Genomic DNA, 18,080 nt, shown 5'->3' with positions numbered 1-18,080 from the left:
TTGAGAAATTGCAGAAATGAAACTGGAGGACACGATATGAGCAATTATATTTTTTCGAATCATGACACGGTGGCGTTGGCAAAAAAATACGATACCCCTTTGTATGTCATCAGTGAAGACATCATTGAAAAAAATGCAACATCCATTCAGCGCGCATTTGCACGCAGTGGTGTGGATTACGAAATCAATTACGCCGGTAAAGCCTTCTTAAATACGGCCATGTGCAAGATCATTCATCGTCTGGGTCTTTCCCTGGACGTCGTTTCCGGCGGGGAGCTTTATACAGCAATGCAAGCCGGATTTCCACGCGAAAAAATTTGTTTTCACGGATCCAACAAGTCCATCGAAGAAATTCGAATGGCATTTGAAACGAAGGTGGGGAAAATCGTTGCAGACAGTGAATACGAATTGCATTTGCTGAACGATCTGGCGGGGGAATATGAACACAAGCCGGAGATCCTGGTTCGGGTATCACCAGGGATCGAAGCCCATACCCATGAATATGTGCAGACAGGTCGGATCGATTCCAAATTCGGTATTCCCTTGAGAAACATGGAATCCGTCATGGGGGAAGCTGGAAAATACGACAAATTGTCCATCGTGGGACTTCATTGCCATATTGGCTCCCAAATTTTTGACGATCGCCCTTTTTTGATCGCCTCGGAGACCATGCTGAAGTTGCTCAAGCAGCTGGAAGAAAAAGGATATTATTTGGAACAATTGAATTTGGGTGGCGGATTTGGCATTCCATATTTGAAAGACGACGCTGTTTTTGATATCGATGCCTACATCGATGACTTGGTGACCTTCATCCGAACAAAATCGGAAGAGTTGTCCTTGAAGTTTCCGAAACTGCTGGTGGAACCGGGACGCTACATCATTGGACCGGCAGGGATCACCCTGTATGAGATCGGAACTGTCAAAGAAGTTCCCCACACAAGAAAATATGTCAGCGTGGACGGTGGAATGACAGACAATCCAAGACCGGCACTCTACAATGCACTGTATCACGCCGTTATAGCAAACAAGACAAGCTTTGAAGAAGAGGAAGAAGAATTGGTGACCATCAGCGGCAGGTGCTGTGAAACAGACACCCTCATATCCGATGTGGTCCTGCCCCGATGCGAAGCCGGTGACATATTGGCGGTACTCAATACCGGAGCATACAATTATTCCATGGCCAGCAACTACAATCGGATCCCCAGACCTGCAGTGGTCCTTTTAAAAGGAGACCAAGATCAGTTGATCGTGGAAAGGGAGACTTATGACGATCTGCTATTGAAAGACCGATTGCCGGATTGGTATGCTTCATGACCGACCTGTTGGCAAATGTCCGGCAGATAGCAGTCGTACTACCGGCACTTTTGATATCCATCACTTTTCATGAACTGGCACACGGATATACGGCCTATTTGCTGGGAGACCCGACAGCAAAGCAAATGGGAAGATTGACATTGAATCCAATAAAGCATATGGATCCTACCGGTTTGATCATGCTCTTTCTGTTTCGTTTTGGATGGGCCAAACCGGTGCCTTTCAATCCAAATTACTTCAAAAACAGAAAGATGGGCACTTTGGCGGTTGCTGTAGCCGGACCAGCCTCCAATCTGATTATAGCCACCGCGTCCATGTTTTCCTTCATGCTGGCCCCTGAGGCACTGGCTGGTTTTTTTGGTACGCTGGTACAATTCAATATTTTGTTTGCAGTATTCAACCTGCTGCCAATACCGCCTTTGGATGGTTCGAAGATCATTGCCAGTCTGCTGCCGCTTCATTTGGAGACGATCTTCTGGAAGTATGAACGATACGGCTACATGCTGTTGCTGGTTTTGGCTGTCAGCGGGATCATCGGAAAGTTGATCACACCGATCTATGGATTTATCCTGCAGGGATTGCTGCGCTTTGTTTATCTGTTTTTTTAAGGAGAGGAATCATGGAATACGAGATCCAGTTGGAAGAATTTCAAGGCCCCTTCGATTTGTTGTTGCATCTGGTCAACAAGCACGAAATCGATATTTTTGACATACCCATCTCTACCATCACCAGCCAATACCTGGAATACCTGGAAAAAATGAAGGAGCGAAATCTGGAGTTGACCAGCGCTTTTATTCTTGTCGCTTCTCAACTCATTGAAATCAAATCCAAGATGCTGCTGCCAGTTGAAGACAACGGAGAGGAAGAAGAAGAGGACCCGAGAGAGGCTTTGGCCAGACGTCTGTATGAATATAAAATCTTCAAAGAAATCAGCGCTTTTATGAAATCCAGGGAAAACCAATACTTGCATACCTATTACAAGGATCCGGAATATGTAGAATGGACCCAGGAATTTGTAACGGATGTGGATACCCAAGAACTGTTTAAAGCCTTTCGCCAAGTGCTGGCAACGGTGGATCTGTTGAGGGAGGAAGAAGAACCCATGCGGACCATCCCGAAGGAGATCCTTCGGGTGGAGGACAAGATCCTGGAGATCCGGCTACTGATGAAGCATCAGGAACGGTTGTTTTTCCGAGGATTGTTTACGTCGGCAAAAACCGTACAGTCGGTCATCACGACCTTTTTGGCATTGCTCCAGCTGGTAAAAGAAAATTGGCTGCGCTTGGAACAGGAAGGCAATTTTTCAGAAATTCAGATCATAAGAATCGGGCAGGTGTAGATCATGACAAGAGAGAAACGGAGATCCATCATTGAAAGCATATTGTTTGCCATGGGCGAACCGGTGTCCCTTCACGAATTGTCCCAGTCCATGAACGTCGCGGAAGGCGAGATCCGTCCCATCCTTGAGGAACTGGTGGAAAGCTATCAAAAGAGAAACAGCGGGATCCGGATCATACGTCTGAACACAAAGTACCAAATGTGTACAAATCCGGACAATTATGAGTTCATCCATGAACTGCTTTATGAGAAAAACAAGGGAACCTTGTCGCAAGCGGCTTTGGAGACATTGGCCATCATTGCCTACAAACAACCGGTGACCCGGATGGAGATCGAAAGCTTGCGGGGTGTAAAATCCAGCAGTTCCATACAGACCCTGGCAGATCGAAACTTGATTCGAGAAGCCGGCAAGCTGGATGCACCGGGAAAACCCAACCTGTACGAAACAACGACAGAATTTTTGAAGTATGCCAATATTGCGAGTTTAAAAGATCTGCCATCCTATCATGAGTTTGTGGAAGGCGTTCAAGAAAAAATCGATGGATGAGGTGACTTTCTTGCGTTTGCAAAAGTATTTGGCCCGTTGCGGTCTGGGTTCCAGAAGAAAAATGGAAGAAGAGATCGCCGAGGGTAAGGTTACAGTCAACGGAGAAACGATCACTGCCATGGGCTGGCAAGTCGATCCGCAAAAAGATCAGGTGGAATACTTGGGTCGATTGGTCCAGCCGGAGGAAGAGTTGGTTTATGTATTGTTGTACAAGCCACTGGAAACGGTCACTACGGTCCATGATGAAAAAAATCGAAGGACGGTAGTGGATCTGATCGCCATACCCCAGCGGATCTACCCAGTGGGGAGGTTGGATTATTGGACCAGCGGGTTATTGATCCTGACCAATGATGGAGACTTTGCGTATGCCTTGACCCATCCCAAACATGAGATCTCCAAAACCTATCATGCCATTGTCGAAGGGAACGTGAGAGATTCACAACTGGAGCCGATGCGTAACGGGATGATCGTTGATGAAATCCAGTATGCACCTGCAAAGGCCAAAGTGGTACGCCGACATGGAGAAAATACTTTGCTGGAGATCGTTCTTGTAGAAGGTCGCAATCGGCAAGTACGAAAAATGTGCGAAGGTATCGGCCATCGGGTACTGGAGTTGGAACGGGTATCCATGGGACCCTTGACATTAGGGGATTTGAAGCCTGGAAAGTGGAGAAGATTGAATGTACAGGAAGTAAACCTGTTGAAGGAGATGGCAAAATGATTCAAATCGAATTGGTGGAACTGGAAGGCGAGCCGGCAGAGCGTGCGAGTCATGTATGCCGGGTGGAAGAAGACGGGAAGATCCTTGGCAGCATTTACATGGTAGTGGATTCCAATCACGGGAAATTGCAGAGGGCAAATTTGGAAGCGGACCATCTGGAATATTTGGACGGGTTGATAAAAACAGCTGTTCATCAACTTTTCTGGAAGGAACTGCAAACCGGTTCTTATTCAAAAAACGACAAATTGCTAAAAGACTATTTTGGAAAATATGACTTTCCGATCCAGGAAAGGGAGGACGAATGTCATTTTGTCCTGGAGGATTTTATCGAAGCGAGCCGATGCGCCCATGGTTGATCCCACTTCCTACCGAATCACAGAGATCGCAAAGGAATATGCGCGCCAGTGGGTAAAAGCAGGAGATGTGGTCATGGATGCCACTCTCGGCAATGGATGGGACACCCTTCTGCTGTCTGAATTGACCGGTCCATCGGGGAAAGTCTATGCGTTTGACATTCAGCCGGAAGCATTGGGGTCTGCAGCAGACTTGTTGAAAACCAGCGACAATGTAGAATTCATATTGGATTCCCATGTCAGGTTAAAAGAATACGTGAAGGGTCCCCTGGATTTTGCAATGTTCAACCTGGGATTTATGCCAGGAGGAGACAAAAGCATTACAACGGAGGCGGACACCACCTTGCAGGCACTCAAAAACACCCTGGAGGTCCTTAAGAACAACAAGGCCATGACCATATGCATCTATCCGGGACATCCGGAAGGCATGAGGGAGAAGGATGCATTGGAGCACTATTTTTCCGGCCTCTCTTCAAAATCGGCATTTGTTTTAAAAATCATGACATTGAATGCAGCAAACAGTCCTTACTGTCTGCTGGTGATCAAAAGAGCAGGATATTCATCGGAGAGCAGGTGAAATGATGGAACGAAAAGCCAATGATCTATTGAACCGGATCCAATTCATGTATCCGGATCTAAGCAAAAGCCAGCGGCTTCTGGCGGATTATATTTTGGAAAACTACGAAAAAGCCGCTTATATGACGGGTGCAAGTCTGGCGGAGCAGGCCGGGATCAGCGAGCCGACCGTCGTCCGGTTTGCCCATGTCTTGGGATATGAAGGATATCCGCCTTTTAAAAAAGCACTGCAGAATGTATTGAAAGTGAAGCTGACCACCACTCAACGAATTGAAATGTTCTCTGACTTTGAAACAGGGTCCATTGTAAAGAAAGCCATCACCGCCGATATGGACAACTTGAAGAGCACTTTGATGGAATTATCCATGGAACAATTTGAACAAGGGGTGGAATGGATCACCGATGCCAATCGGATCTTTGTGGCAGGATTTCGGACATCTGCATTGTTGAGCAATTATCTTGGCTATTATTTGGACATGATCGCCGGCAATGTAGTCGTTTTAGACCATGGACTGGGCGATGTATATGAAAAGTTGGTAAAAGTGGAGCCGGGAGACGTGTTTATCGGGATCAGTTTTCCCAGGTATTCTGCAAAAACAAAAGAGATCGCTGCTTATGTTCGGAAAAAAGGCGGGAAGATCATCGCAATTACGGACAATGAGAGGTCTCCGTTGGGCCAAGCCGCCGATCTGGTTTTGGTCGCCCGAAGTAATATTATGGCTTTTGTAGACAGCATCACGGCGCCTATGGGTCTGATCAATGGTTTGATCATATCCGTCGGATATCGCAACAGGAAGAAAACGAGCTTGATCTTTGATGAACTGGAACAGGTCTGGGCGGATCATGAGGTTTTTCAAAACGACAGGAACGAACAAGAAGAAGAAGATGAAGGAGCAATTCATGAGTGAAGTAATTGTAGTCGGGGGAGGACCGGCCGGCATGATGTGTGCCGGAATAGCGGCAAGTCAGGGAATCCGGGTCACCCTGGTGGAACAAAACGAAAAATTGGGAAAGAAACTTTTTATTACAGGGAAAGGTCGCTGCAATTTTACCAATGCATGCGAGATCGAGGATTTTTTTAGCAACATCGTCACCAACAAGCGGTTTCTTTACAGCGCATTGTATGGTTTCACCAACATGGATACCATTCGTTTTTTTAATGAATTGGGGGTAAAGGAAAAAATCGAGCGGGGGAACCGAGTCTTTCCCCAAAGCGATCATTCCAGCGATATTATTAAAGCCATGGAACATTTTTTAAGAAAAAATCAGGTCCAGATCCTTCTTGGTGCAAAAGTGTCGAAAATCGTGACAGACAAGGGGCAGATCAAAGGTGTGGAGCTGCAAGACGGGTCATTTCTTCCTGCAGACAAAGTCGTTCTTGCAACAGGAGGGGTCACCTATCGTCAAACCGGCTCTACAGGGGATGGATTTCGTTTCGCCCGTGAACTGGGGCACGGGGTCCGTGAGGCGACGGGAGCGCTGATCCCACTGGCATCTGGGGATGCTTTTGTAAAAGAACTTCAAGGATTGTCCCTGAAAAATGTCAATGTGACCCTCTATGAAAACGGCAAAAAAAGGGCGGAAGAATTTGGAGAAATGATCTTCACCCATTTTGGCGTATCCGGTCCGGCCATCTTAAGCTTGAGCAGCCTGATGAAAGACAATAAAAAGACTGAGATCGCCATCGATTTCAAGCCGGCACTTGATGCTGAGAAATTGGACAAGCGGATCCAGCGGGATTTTGAAAAAAACAGCAATCGGGAATTCAAAAACAGCTTGTCCGATCTGCTACCTAAAAAACTCATCCCCATCGTCATTGAACGAAGCGGGATCGATGGAGAAAAGCGGGTCCATCAAATTTCCAGGGAAGAACGACTTGCTTTGGTGGGACTGCTTAAAAAGTTTACGGTGAACATCCAGGGAAAGGCAGACATCAATCTGGGGATCATCACTTCCGGGGGAGTCGACCCGAAAGAGATCGATCCGTCCACCATGGAGTCGAAGATCGTGAAAGGATTGTATTTTGCCGGGGAACTCATCGATGTGGATGCACTGACCGGCGGATTCAATCTGCAGATCGCGTTTTCTACCGGATATCTGGCCGGAATAAATACAGCACAGGAGAAATGAAATGAAAATCGCCATAGACGGACCGGCGGGTGCCGGTAAAAGCACCATTGCCAAATTGGTGGCAGCAGCGTTGGGGATCGATTATCTGGATACGGGAGCCATGTATCGGGCAGTAGCCTTGCAGGTCCTGAAAGGAGACAAGGATCCGGAAGATCCCGTTCAAGTATTGGAGACGGCCAAAAAAGCAGAAATATCCTTTATGAACAACCAAATCTGCGTTCAGGGTGAAAATGTGGGGGAAGCGATCCGAACGCCCCAGGTGAATCGCCTTGTTTCCAAAGTAGCCAAGATCCCGGAGCTTAGGGAGTGGATGGTGGAAAAACAACGAGAGATATCCCGAACAAATGATGTGATCATGGATGGGAGAGACATCGGTTCCGTCGTATTGCCGGATGCGGATCATAAATTCTACCTGGATGCCTCCATCGATATTCGCGCCCGCCGTCGATACGATGAACAGCCGGAAAACAAGGACGGGCAATCCCTGGAAGACATAAAGGAAGACATCCGCCGCAGAGACGCAGAGGATCGCAATAGGCTCGTCGGGCCACTGACCATTGCACATGATGCCATCGTTATCGATACGTCCCATATGGGGGTGGATGAGGTTGTGGCGATGATCTTAAAAAGGATAAAGGAATGATGAACATGTTCTATTCGACAGTGCGCTTTTTAGCCAATATCTATCTGAACATCTACTATCGATTTGAAGTCATCGGCAGGGAAAATGTACCGGAGGGGGTGGCTGTTATTCTGGCGCCAAATCACATCCACTGGGCCGATCCCATCGTCATTGCCTGCAAAGTGACGGCTCAAACCATCAGCTTCATGGGGAAACAGGAGCTATTTCGCAATCCCGCGTTGAAGTGGTTGTTGACAAAATTGACCGTCATTCCCGTACGCCGGGGAGAAGCAGATGTGACAGCCGTAAAAAGTGCTTTGCGGGTCTTGAAAAACAACGGGATCCTGGGGATCTTCCCAGAGGGGACCCGGGTGAAACAAGGTGAGGAAAAGCCGCCGGAAGCAGGATTTGTGGTGCTGGCAATAAAATCGAAATGCGGTATTCTGCCAGTATCCATCGAGGGGAATTACAAGTTTCGAAGTACCATTCGAATCGTGATCGGAAAACCCATCGATTTGAGCCCCTACTACGGAAAGAAAAATGACCGGGAGACTTTGGAAGATATTGGGTTGAAGCTGATGAAGGAAATTAAAGAATTGGGAACGACAAGGTGAGATCATGGAAATAATATTGGCAAAAAGCGCCGGTTACTGCTTCGGCGTCAATCAGGCAGTAGAAATGGTGGAAGAAGCCCTGTTGAAAAACGAAGAAGCCATCTATACGCTGGGGCCTCTCATACACAACCGACAGGTCACCGATGAGCTGGACCGGAGAGGAGCCCATATCATCAGCGATGTAGAGGGGATCAAAAACGGGATCATTGCGGTCCGGTCCCATGGTGTAGGAGAAGACATCATGTCTGCCATCAAGGATGGCGGGAACCGGCTGATCGACGCCACTTGTCCTTACGTAAAAAAAATCCATAAAAGAGTGAACGAATACCACAAAAAAGGATATCAAATATTTATCATCGGCGATGCGGACCATCCCGAAGTCATCGGCATCAACGGATGGTGCAATTACGAGGGAATTATACTCGGGAATAAAAATAGTGTGCCAAGAACGGCAAAATATGATAAAATATGCGTTGTAGCACAAACTACCATGAATTTAGGTGTTTTTCACGAAATCAGCCAGGAAATACTCCGGATCTACCCGGAGGCGGTGATTTTAAACACCATATGCAATGCAACCAAGACCAGGCAGGAAGAAACGGCTGCTTTGGCGGCAAAGGCCGATTGCATGGTCGTCATTGGAGGACTTCACAGTTCCAACACGGTAAAGCTGGCGGAGATCAGCAGGGCTCATTGCAAGAAAACCCTGCATATTGAAACGGCAGCCGAATTGGACTTGAATGATATAAAAACATGCGACATCATTGGAATCACAGCAGGAGCATCAACACCCCATTGGATTATTAAGGAGGTTATCAATAAGATGACGAAATCGTTTGAAGAAATGTTAAAAGATTCAGAAATGGAAGCGTCCTACGAGGAAAGTTTCCGAAAACTAGGCAGAGGAAGCGTAGTGGCAGGTACTGTTTTATCAGCAAGCAGAGATGAAGTGTACCTGAACATTAATTATAAATCGGACGCGCTGCTGACAAGGGATGAATTTGGTGAAGATGTAGAAGATCTTTCCAAAGAAGTATCCATCGGAGATGAGATCGAAGTCATGGTCGTCAATCTGAACGACGGAAATGGAAATGTCGTCGTTTCGAAGCGGAAGATGGCGCAAAAGAAAGCTGCAGAAGAATTGTATGTTGCTTTTGAAGAAAAACAAATTCTGGAAGGTGTCGTAATCAAGTCCGTCAAAGGCGGATTGATCGTCGATTTGGGACTGGGTCAGGCATTTATGCCGGCTTCTCAGTATCACATGCGATACATCAAGGATCTGGATTCTTTGGTTGGCAAAAATGTTCGAGGAGAGATCATCGAATTCGACAAAAGAAAAAATCGCATCATATTCTCCCAGCGGATCGTTCTGGAGAGAGAATTCAAGGAAAAGAAAGCAATGGAAGCCGAACAAAAGGAATCTTTCATTCAATCGGTGGAAGTGGGCCAACAATTGACCGGACCCATCAAATCCATCACCAACTTCGGAATTTTCGTGAAAATCGGACCCATTGATGGTTTTATTCACGTATCCGACCTTTCCTGGAAGAGGATCAATCATCCTTCCGATCTTTATAAATTAGGCGATGAGATCACCGCCGTCATTACAGAGATCAACAAGGAAGAATACAAAATCAAAATGAGCATCAAAGATTTGACGGATGAACCCTGGATCGAGTTTGCAAAGAATTACAAAACCGGAATGGAAGTGGATGTTACCATTACTCGAATCGCACCATTCGGAGCTTTTGCAAGAATTATCGATGAAGTGGAGGGGCTGATCCACATTTCCGAACTGGCTCATGAAAAAGTGGATAAAGTGGAAAGCGTGCTCAAGCCAGGTGATCAGATCACTGTTAAGATCATTGGTATCGACGATGAAAAGCGAAAGATTTCCTTGAGCTTGAAGTCCATGCTTCAGGAACCGGTAAAAGAAGTGGAAGCCAACGAAACGGTTTATGAAGACAAGGCAGAAAATACCATAGGCGAGCTGTTCGGAGACCTCTTCGATCAAGAGTAATTAAAAAGGTGGTTGCCTGCAACCACCTTCTTTTTATATTTTTTTCATCCAAATAGCAGTCCAACCACAAAAAAAGAACCATTTTAGGTTCTTTCATTTGACGGTTTTGCATTGAATTGTTGAAAGTGGTGCCCAAGGGCGGAATCGAACCACCGACACGAGGATTTTCAGTCCTCTGCTCTACCGACTGAGCTACTTGGGCTTGTAATGAAAAAAAATAAATGGTGGGCCTTCAGGGACTCGAACCCAGGACCTACCGGTTATGAGCCGGTTGCTCTAACCAACTGAGCTAAAGGCCCCCATGTGTTGATGGAAGCTATAAAAAAATGGTCGAGGTGGAGGGATTTGAACCCCCGGCCCCATGGTCCCAAACCATGTGCGCTACCAAACTGCGCTACACCTCGCAATAGTGACAAATAATAATATACAACATCTGAAAGACCTTGTCAATCAATAAAACAAAAAAGGGAGTGTATTCATGAAAATCTCATTTTACGGAGCGGCACAAATGGTAACAGGTTCTTGTTTTCTATGTGAAACCGAAAAGAAACGATTTTTGGTGGATTGCGGCATGTTTCAAGGAGGCAAGCAGCTGGACGAATTGAACTATCAACCATTTCCGTTCAATCCCCAAGATTTGGATTTTATGCTATTGACCCATGCCCACATCGATCACTCGGGCCGGATCCCCAAGCTGGTAAAAGAGGGATTCAAGGGGAAGATATACACCAATACCGCCACCGAGGAATTATGCGGAATCATGCTGGAAGACAGTGGCTTCATTCAGGAAATGGAAGCGGAATGGAAAAATAAAAAACGGGTACGTAAAGGCCTGGAGGAGATCGAGCCCATGTATACGGTCCAGGATGCCCTCCAAGCGTTAAAGAACTTTGAAGGAGTAAACTATGGAGAAACGGTGGTCATCGACGAAGGGTTGAAAGTTCGTCTCATCAATTCAGGGCACATGCTTGGTTCTGCTTTCGTCGAAATTTCTGTTTTGGAAGAAGAGAAATGGAATGTATACTTGTTTACCGGGGATTTGGGATCCAACAACATGCCGATCCTGAAAGATCCCGCAGTTTTGGAACGAGTGGACTATCTGGTGGTGGAATCCACCTACGGGAATCGAACCCATGGAGAGAAAAAAGACAATGGCGTCGACTTGTTGGAGATCATCAAGAGATCCGCCCGTATGGGTGGAAATGTGGTCATTCCGTCATTTGCCGTAGGCCGGACCCAGGAAGTGCTATACGATATCAATGAATACAAGGAAAACGGACTCCTTGGCGAATTCGAAAACATCCCTGTATATGTGGACAGTCCTCTTGCGATAAAAGCCACCGAGATCTTTCGCAGAAACTGCAAACTCTTTGACAAGGAAGCAACCTCAAAAATCGCTAAAGGAGACGATCCCTTGCTCTTTGAAAATCTTCATTTTACATTGACCAGCGATGAATCCAAGGCCATCAATGAAGATCAGAAGAGCAAGATCATTATTTCCGCCAGCGGCATGTGTGAAGCAGGAAGGATCAAGCATCATTTAAAACACAATTTGTGGAGAAAAGAATCCTCCGTCGTATTCGTGGGATATCAAGCTCCTGGAACCTTGGGCCATCGCATCAAAAGCGGGAATGAAAAGGTGCGGGTATTTGGCGAAGAAATAGCCGTAAAGAGCGGCATATATTCGGTGGAAGGATTTTCGTCCCATGGGGACATGGATGACATTGTATCCTGGATCGAAGGAAACAAAGAGATCCCCAGAAAAATCGTATTGGTCCATGGAGAAGAAGATTCCATCTATCATCTGCAAGGGGTTTTGTCCAATCGGTTTCGTATCGATGTGTTGGTGCCAGCCATGGGAGACACTATTGAATTGTTGGAAAGCAATGGTGTGATCCACGAGGAAGATCTGGTTCCGGAGATCCAGGACGACAGCGTGGAAGATGCCATCAAGGATCTGATCGAGGTCATGGATCTGCTGGAAAGCAAGCAAGATGTGGATCTTGCATCGGTGAAGGAACATATCGCCGCAATGAAAAAATCCTTGGTTCCAAAGTAAGATGTGGGATCGGCAAGGGAATATGATATAATATCTCTTTGTGAACGAATAACAAGAGGTGAAGATATAATGAAATTCAAGATAACAACATATGGTTGCCAGATGAACGAAAATGACTCGGAAAAAATTTCCGGGATGTTGAAAAATCTGGGTCACTTGCCGGTAGTGGATGAAAAAGAAGCAGATCTCGTCATTTTGAATACATGCAGTGTGCGGGAAAATGCAAACGACAAATTTTTTGGACATTTGGGCTATTTCAAAAGGCTGAAGGAAACAAATCCGAAGATGGTTTTATGCGTTTGTGGATGCATGATGCAGCAGGAATCCGTGATCATGGAGGTCAAAAGCAGACATCGCCACGTAGACATCATTTTTGGGACCCATAACATCCATGAGTTTCCACAACTGCTGGATCAACATCTCGAGAAAGAGGAAATGATCGTAGACGTTTGGAAGGATGGTGCGGACATCGTGGAAAACCTTCCGGTCGATCACCGTTATCCCTTCAAAGCGTATGTATCCATCATGCACGGCTGCAACAATTTCTGCAGCTATTGCATCGTTCCTTATACCAGAGGGAGAGAGAGAAGCAGAAAGATGGAAAGCATCATACTGGAAGTGGAAGCTCTTGCAGCCAATGGCTGCAAGGAAGTGACCCTTCTTGGACAAAATGTCAATTCCTATGGAGATTCCCTGGAGGAACCTGCGACATTTTCCGAGCTATTGACCCGATTGGCCAACGTGGAGGGATTGGAGAGGATCCGTTTTATGACATCCCATCCCAAAGATCTGTCCGATGATTTGATCCGCGTCATTGCGGAAGAAAAGAAAGTTTGCAACCATGTGCATTTGCCCGTGCAGTCGGGAAGCAGTAAAGTGCTCCGGGAAATGAACCGAAAGTACACCAAGGAACAATATTTGCAACTGGTTGAAAAAATCAGGAAAGAAGTACCGGAAGTCGCCATAACTACCGATATCATCATCGGGTTTCCCGGTGAGACGGAAGATGATTTTGAAGAGACGCTGGATCTGATGCGTCTTTGTTCCTTCGACCTGGCCTTCACGTTTCTGTATTCCACCCGGGAACTCACTCCGGCCAGCCAGCGGGAAGACCAGGTTCCTGATGATATCAAGCATCAACGAATGGACCGGTTGCTGGAGGTGCACCACGAAATCAGCCGGGCGCAAAATGAAAAGTATTTGGGAAAAATAGTGGAAGTATTGGTGGAAGGGTTGAGCAAAAACAATCCGGACCGTGTATCCGGGAGAACAGAAACAGCAAAGCTGGTGAATTTCCCCGGAGATGAAAGCATGGTAGGCCAAATCGTAAAAGTAAAGATCACCGATGCCAAGACGTTTAGTCTGGACGGAACGATCATCGAGTAAAGGGTGAAAACATGGAACAGTTGACTCCCATGATGCGTCAGTATCTGGAAGTACATGAAAAAGTCAAAGATGCCATCTTGTTTTTTCGCTTGGGCGATTTCTATGAGATGTTTTTTGATGATGCCATAACCGCCTCGAGAGAACTGGACATCACATTGACGGGTCGGGAATGCGGATTGGATGAAAAAGCACCCATGTGCGGTGTTCCTTATCATGCAGCGGAAAGTTATATTGCAAAACTGATCGAAAAAGGGTACAAGGTCGCCATTTGTGAACAAGTAGAAGATCCCAAGGAAGCAAAAGGGATCGTCAAACGGGATATCGTCCGGGTTTTGTCTCCCGGTACTATGACGGAAGGGAAATATTTAAAAGAGCATAGCAACAATTATCTGATGAGCATTTGCGGAAATGTTTTGGAAACAGGTATAGCCTACGTGGACCTGTCCACCGGAGAATTTTATGTGACCCAGTTTTCCATTTATGAAAACAAAGGATTACTGTTGGACGAGATCGCAAAAATCAACCCGTCGGAATTGTTGATGAACACGGTGGTTTATAAAGATAAAGGAATCAACGATGCTTTGAGCAGAACCAGCAACGGGTATATCAACGTATTGCCGAACCGATACTTTGAACTGGAGCGATCGAAAAACCGGATCGCCCAAGCCATGTCCGTATATTCCGTCCATAGTTTGGGATTGGAAAATAGAGAACTGGCAATGAAAGCAGCCGGTGCGCTCCTTGCATACATTGAAGAAACCCAAATGCAGGTGATGCAGCATGTCAATGCCCTCCACTATTACGACGTGGGACAGTTCATGGCCTTGGATCATGCCACCCGTTCCAATCTGGAGTTGACGAAAACCATTCGCGGAGGGGAGAAAAAGGGCAGTCTGTTGGGATTGTTGGATAAAACCAGGACATCCATGGGTTCCAGAAAATTGAAGCAGTGGTTGGATGAACCCCTTACGGATGCGAAAAAAATCAATCTGCGGTTGGAGGCGGTGGAGATCCTCTTTGACCAGCCGATGCAACGGGATACATTGAAAAACCGGCTGGAGCAGATCTATGATCTGAAGCGGTTGGTGGGGAAAATGTCCATGGGGACCTGCAATGCAAAAGATCTACTGGCATTGAAAGATTCCATTTATCAGATCCCTCCCATAAAAGAAGTGATGCTAGCATTGAATGCTCCACTTTGGGAAGAAATGATACGCTCTTTAGACGATTTGGGAGATATTGGCGAGTTGTTGGAGCGCTCCATTGATCCCGATCCGCCTTTGTCCGTAAAAGAAGGCAACATGATCCGGGATGGATATCATGAGGAAGTGGATCATTATCGGGAGATCACCACCGACAGCAAGAATCTGCTGTTAAAAATGGAGCAGCGGGAAAGGGAGAAAAGCGGGATCCGCTCCCTGAAAATAAAATACAACAAGGTTTTTGGATATTACATCGAAGTGACCAACAGCAACTTGTCTTCCGTTCCACCGGATTATATTCGGAAACAGACCCTGGCCAACAGCGAACGCTACTTTACGCCGGAATTGAAGGAACTGGAAAACAGTATCTTGGAAGCAGATCAGAAACTTGAAGAATTGGAATACATCCTTTTTCAGGAAATCCGCAGTGAAATATTGAAAAGTTTGGATCGGATCAAGACGACGGCGGAAATCATCAGTCAGGTGGACGTCTTATACGCACTGGCGCAAGTTTCCTTTGAAAACAATTATATTCGCCCAAAAGTGGATGAAAGCAAAGAGATCCTCATTGTGGAAGGCCGCCACCCTGTAGTGGAATCCATGTTGGAAAATAACGCTTTCGTTCCCAACTCCGTAGAAGTGGATACGAAGGACAACCGAATGATTATCATCACAGGACCCAACATGGCCGGCAAATCGACGTATATACGCCAAATCGCACTGATCGTCCTTATGGCCCAAACCGGGTGTTTTGTTCCGGCAGCTCAGGCAAAAATCGGAGTGGTGGATCGAATTTTCACCCGAGTAGGAGCATCTGATGATTTGGCTTCCGGACACAGTACTTTCATGGTGGAGATGAGTGAAGTCTCCAACATCCTGCAAAATGCCACAAAAGACAGTCTGGTCATTTTGGATGAGGTGGGTAGGGGAACCAGCACATTCGACGGTTTGAGCATCGCTTGGGCTGTGGTGGAACACCTGGTGGACCACGTGGGATGCAAAACATTTTTTGCCACCCATTACCATGAATTGACCGAAATGGAAGAGGTCAAGGAAGGGGTGCGAAATTACTGCATAAAAGTACAGGAGCGTGAAACCGGGGTACTGTTTTTGCGTAAAATCGTGTCGGGAAGTGCCGATAAAAGCTATGGCATCGAAGTGGCAAAACTGGCTGGATTGCCGGAACCGGTGATCCGAAGGGCCAATGAATTGCTGGTGGTCCTGGAACAGAAGGAAGATAAAGTAAAAAAAAGCAAGTCCCTGGCACAAACCCTCCCCATTGTGGAGGATCGGGTCAATCTCTTCAATTATAAAGACAAACAGATCATTGAAGAACTGGACCAGCTTCCATTGGATGAAATGACGCCCATGGAATCCATGAACTATCTGTATGCGTTGAAAAAAAGAGTCACAGAGGTCAAAGAATGAGAATACAGTTGTTGGATGAACAAACGGCAGCAAAAATTGCTGCAGGAGAAGTCGTCGTCGATCCATCTGCCGTAGTGAAAGAATTGGTGGAAAATGCCATCGACGCCAAAGCGACTGCCATAACGATCAACATCGAAGATGGAGGAAAATCAAAAATCGAAGTGACCGACAATGGACTGGGCATTGATTTTGAAGATGTGGAGTTGGCTTTTGCGCGTCATGGAACCAGCAAGATCCAAACCATGGAAGATTTGGATCAACTTGAAACTTTGGGCTTTCGAGGGGAGGCCCTGGCCAGCATCGCAGCCGTATCCCGTGTCCGTGTCAAAACGTCATCCAGAAAGGACGGTTTGGGGACCATGTACTCTCATCGCGGGAATCATCAGGAAAAGGAAGCCATAGCCTGGGCACGGGGGACATCCATATTGGTGGAAGATCTTTTTTACAATACACCCGCAAGATTGAAACATTTGAAAAAGAGCAACGATGAAAACAGAAAAATCATCCGAATGGTTCAAGTATTGTCCATGTCCCACCCAGAGATCTCTTTTGGTTTGTTTTTAGACGGGTCATCCTATATGAAGACACCGGGAAGAGGAGACCTTTTGCTTGTCCTTCAAAGTGTTTTCGGCAATCAGCAAGTGGGGAGATGGATGGAAGCCACCTATGAGAATGAACCATTGCAGTTGAATGGGTATTTGGGAAGTCCCTATGAAACCAAGCGAAATCGGGATCACCAATTTATATTCATCAATAATCGGTACATCAGCGAAACCCGGTTCAACAAGGCCATAGAAGACGCTTATGGCAGCATGTTGATGATCAATCAGCATCCTGTTTTTGTACTGAACATCCACTTGCCCAGTCATATGCTGGACGTCAACATCCATCCGGCCAAGACCAAAGTGCAAGTCCATAACGAAAGCCTGTTTCTTCTCCTATTGAAAGACGGGATCCGACAGATCTTGAGAAGTAATCTTGACGCAAAAAAAGTAGAAGGAATGAAACCAAAAGAAGCGGCACCCTTTGAACTGCGGGAAGATCCAAAGAGATCCGACCAGGTCGAAACCTTTCGTTTCATATCGGATACTCATCCCGTTGCGTCCTACGAACCGGACAGGGCATATGAAACGGTGAAAATAGTAGTGGAAGAAGCAGGCGAAAAGCAAAAGGGAGAAACGGAAAATCGATTGGCACTTCTGTTAAAGGATGGAAAATTCTTAGGCCAGCTGTTCTCCACCTATGTCATGTTGGAAAAAGACGCATCTACCCTGATCTTGATCGATCAACATGCAGCTCATGAACGGATCCTGTATGAGAAAATGACCAGGGCTCAAAGGGATAAGAATGTGGATGCACAGACCATTATGCCGGTGCGCTATGATCTTCCGCCGGATCGGTTTGTCTTGTTGATGGAGAATCAAGATATCTTTGCTTCGCTGGGTTTCGAGTTCACCTCCTTCGGAGACAATCAGATCGCCCTTCGAGGTGTTCCCGTATTGCTGGGAGAACCGGCCTCTGCCGATCTGCTCTTGAAGATTCTGGAAGAAGAAATGCTGGAAAACGGGACCCTGCAGGAACGGATCATATTGGCGGCTTGCAAGAAAGCGGTGAAAGCCAACCAAAAGCTGTCGAAAAACGAAATAGACATCATGCTGGAACAATTGCTCTCTTGTGATATTCCCTTCACTTGCCCCCATGGTAGACCCATTGTTGTCACCATGGACAAATATGGAGTGGAAAAACTGTTCAAGAGAGTAACATAAGGGG

The 18,080-nt window shown here is 46.4% G+C and carries 16 protein-coding genes and 3 tRNA genes; 16 read left to right on the top strand and 3 right to left on the bottom strand.

Annotation, left to right across the window (positions count from 1 at the left end; translation table 11 throughout):
* The first annotated feature begins 36 nt into the window (after window positions 1-36).
* From lysA to J0B03_RS02135, 12 genes are read left to right on the top strand one after another with little or no spacing between them, the layout of a single operon-like run.
* Window positions 37-1,314, top strand: coding sequence for a diaminopimelate decarboxylase (gene lysA / locus J0B03_RS02190; RefSeq protein WP_207300251.1), 1,278 nt, complete (start codon window positions 37-39; stop codon window positions 1,312-1,314).
* Complete coding sequence (locus tag J0B03_RS02185) at window positions 1,311-1,922, top strand: site-2 protease family protein (protein WP_207300250.1); 612 nt, start codon at window positions 1,311-1,313, stop codon at window positions 1,920-1,922. The genes lysA and J0B03_RS02185 overlap by 4 nt, the downstream gene beginning before the upstream one ends.
* Window positions 1,923-1,933: 11 nt before the next feature.
* Window positions 1,934-2,653, top strand: a complete 720-nt coding sequence (locus J0B03_RS02180; protein ID WP_207300249.1) for a segregation and condensation protein A — start codon at window positions 1,934-1,936, stop codon at window positions 2,651-2,653.
* A 3-nt stretch (window positions 2,654-2,656) separates the two neighbouring features.
* Window positions 2,657-3,199: an SMC-Scp complex subunit ScpB gene (scpB, locus tag J0B03_RS02175; protein WP_207300248.1), complete on the top strand. Its 543-nt coding sequence runs from the start codon at window positions 2,657-2,659 to the stop codon at window positions 3,197-3,199.
* Window positions 3,200-3,209: 10 nt separating this feature from the next.
* Window positions 3,210-3,920: a pseudouridine synthase gene (locus J0B03_RS02170; RefSeq protein WP_508278644.1), complete on the top strand. Its 711-nt coding sequence runs from the start codon at window positions 3,210-3,212 to the stop codon at window positions 3,918-3,920.
* Window positions 3,917-4,276 (top strand): hypothetical protein, encoded by a 360-nt coding sequence (locus J0B03_RS02165; protein WP_207300247.1) that lies wholly within the window; start codon window positions 3,917-3,919, stop codon window positions 4,274-4,276. The genes J0B03_RS02170 and J0B03_RS02165 overlap by 4 nt, the downstream gene beginning before the upstream one ends.
* Window positions 4,230-4,850 carry a tRNA 5-(aminomethyl)-2-thiouridylate-methyltransferase MnmM gene (gene mnmM / locus J0B03_RS02160; RefSeq protein ID WP_207300246.1) on the top strand — a complete coding sequence of 207 codons (621 nt, stop codon included), beginning with the start codon at window positions 4,230-4,232 and terminating at the stop codon, window positions 4,848-4,850. The genes J0B03_RS02165 and mnmM overlap by 47 nt, the downstream gene beginning before the upstream one ends.
* A gap of 1 nt (window position 4,851) precedes the next feature.
* Window positions 4,852-5,757, top strand: coding sequence for a MurR/RpiR family transcriptional regulator (locus J0B03_RS02155; protein WP_207300245.1), 906 nt, complete (start codon window positions 4,852-4,854; stop codon window positions 5,755-5,757).
* Entirely contained in the window at window positions 5,750-6,979 is a 1,230-nt protein-coding gene (locus J0B03_RS02150) for a BaiN/RdsA family NAD(P)/FAD-dependent oxidoreductase (protein ID WP_207300244.1), read from the top strand. The genes J0B03_RS02155 and J0B03_RS02150 overlap by 8 nt, the downstream gene beginning before the upstream one ends.
* 1 nt (window position 6,980) lies before the next feature.
* Window positions 6,981-7,622 carry a (d)CMP kinase gene (gene cmk, locus J0B03_RS02145; protein ID WP_207300243.1) on the top strand — a complete coding sequence of 214 codons (642 nt, stop codon included), beginning with the start codon at window positions 6,981-6,983 and terminating at the stop codon, window positions 7,620-7,622.
* 5 nt (window positions 7,623-7,627) lie between these two features.
* Window positions 7,628-8,215 carry a lysophospholipid acyltransferase family protein gene (locus tag J0B03_RS02140; protein ID WP_207300242.1) on the top strand — a complete coding sequence of 196 codons (588 nt, stop codon included), beginning with the start codon at window positions 7,628-7,630 and terminating at the stop codon, window positions 8,213-8,215.
* Between the two features lie 4 nt (window positions 8,216-8,219).
* A complete protein-coding gene (locus tag J0B03_RS02135; RefSeq protein ID WP_207300241.1) occupies window positions 8,220-10,235 on the top strand; it encodes a bifunctional 4-hydroxy-3-methylbut-2-enyl diphosphate reductase/30S ribosomal protein S1 in 2,016 nt (671 codons plus the stop codon).
* A 126-nt stretch (window positions 10,236-10,361) separates the two neighbouring features.
* On the opposite strand, the gene J0B03_RS02130 is transcribed toward J0B03_RS02135, so the two are convergent.
* The 3 genes from J0B03_RS02130 to J0B03_RS02120 form a co-directional block, all read right to left on the bottom strand.
* Window positions 10,362-10,437 (bottom strand) — tRNA-Phe (locus J0B03_RS02130).
* A 20-nt stretch (window positions 10,438-10,457) separates the two neighbouring features.
* Window positions 10,458-10,534: transfer RNA gene (locus J0B03_RS02125), tRNA-Ile, on the bottom strand.
* Window positions 10,535-10,562: 28 nt separating this feature from the next.
* Window positions 10,563-10,639, bottom strand: a tRNA-Pro gene (locus tag J0B03_RS02120).
* Window positions 10,640-10,713: 74 nt separating this feature from the next.
* On the opposite strand from J0B03_RS02120, the gene J0B03_RS02115 reads away from it, so the two are divergent.
* The 4 genes from J0B03_RS02115 (at window position 10,714) to mutL (ending at window position 18,076) form a co-directional block, all read left to right on the top strand.
* Window positions 10,714-12,294: an MBL fold metallo-hydrolase RNA specificity domain-containing protein gene (locus J0B03_RS02115; protein ID WP_207300240.1), complete on the top strand. Its 1,581-nt coding sequence runs from the start codon at window positions 10,714-10,716 to the stop codon at window positions 12,292-12,294.
* Between the two features lie 69 nt (window positions 12,295-12,363).
* Window positions 12,364-13,680: a tRNA (N6-isopentenyl adenosine(37)-C2)-methylthiotransferase MiaB gene (miaB, locus tag J0B03_RS02110; RefSeq protein ID WP_246798164.1), complete on the top strand. Its 1,317-nt coding sequence runs from the start codon at window positions 12,364-12,366 to the stop codon at window positions 13,678-13,680.
* A gap of 11 nt (window positions 13,681-13,691) precedes the next feature.
* Window positions 13,692-16,310, top strand: a complete 2,619-nt coding sequence (mutS, locus tag J0B03_RS02105; protein ID WP_207300239.1) for a DNA mismatch repair protein MutS — start codon at window positions 13,692-13,694, stop codon at window positions 16,308-16,310.
* Window positions 16,307-18,076 carry a DNA mismatch repair endonuclease MutL gene (mutL, locus tag J0B03_RS02100; protein ID WP_207300238.1) on the top strand — a complete coding sequence of 590 codons (1,770 nt, stop codon included), beginning with the start codon at window positions 16,307-16,309 and terminating at the stop codon, window positions 18,074-18,076. The genes mutS and mutL overlap by 4 nt, the downstream gene beginning before the upstream one ends.
* Window positions 18,077-18,080 lie beyond the last annotated feature (4 nt).

It is taken from the genome of Alkalibacter rhizosphaerae (assembly GCF_017352215.1).
In the GTDB taxonomy this organism is placed as follows: Bacteria; Bacillota; Clostridia; order Eubacteriales; family Alkalibacteraceae; genus Alkalibacter; species Alkalibacter rhizosphaerae.
Note: the sequence above shows the minus strand (reverse complement) of the source record. Positions and strands in the feature narration are given on the sequence as shown.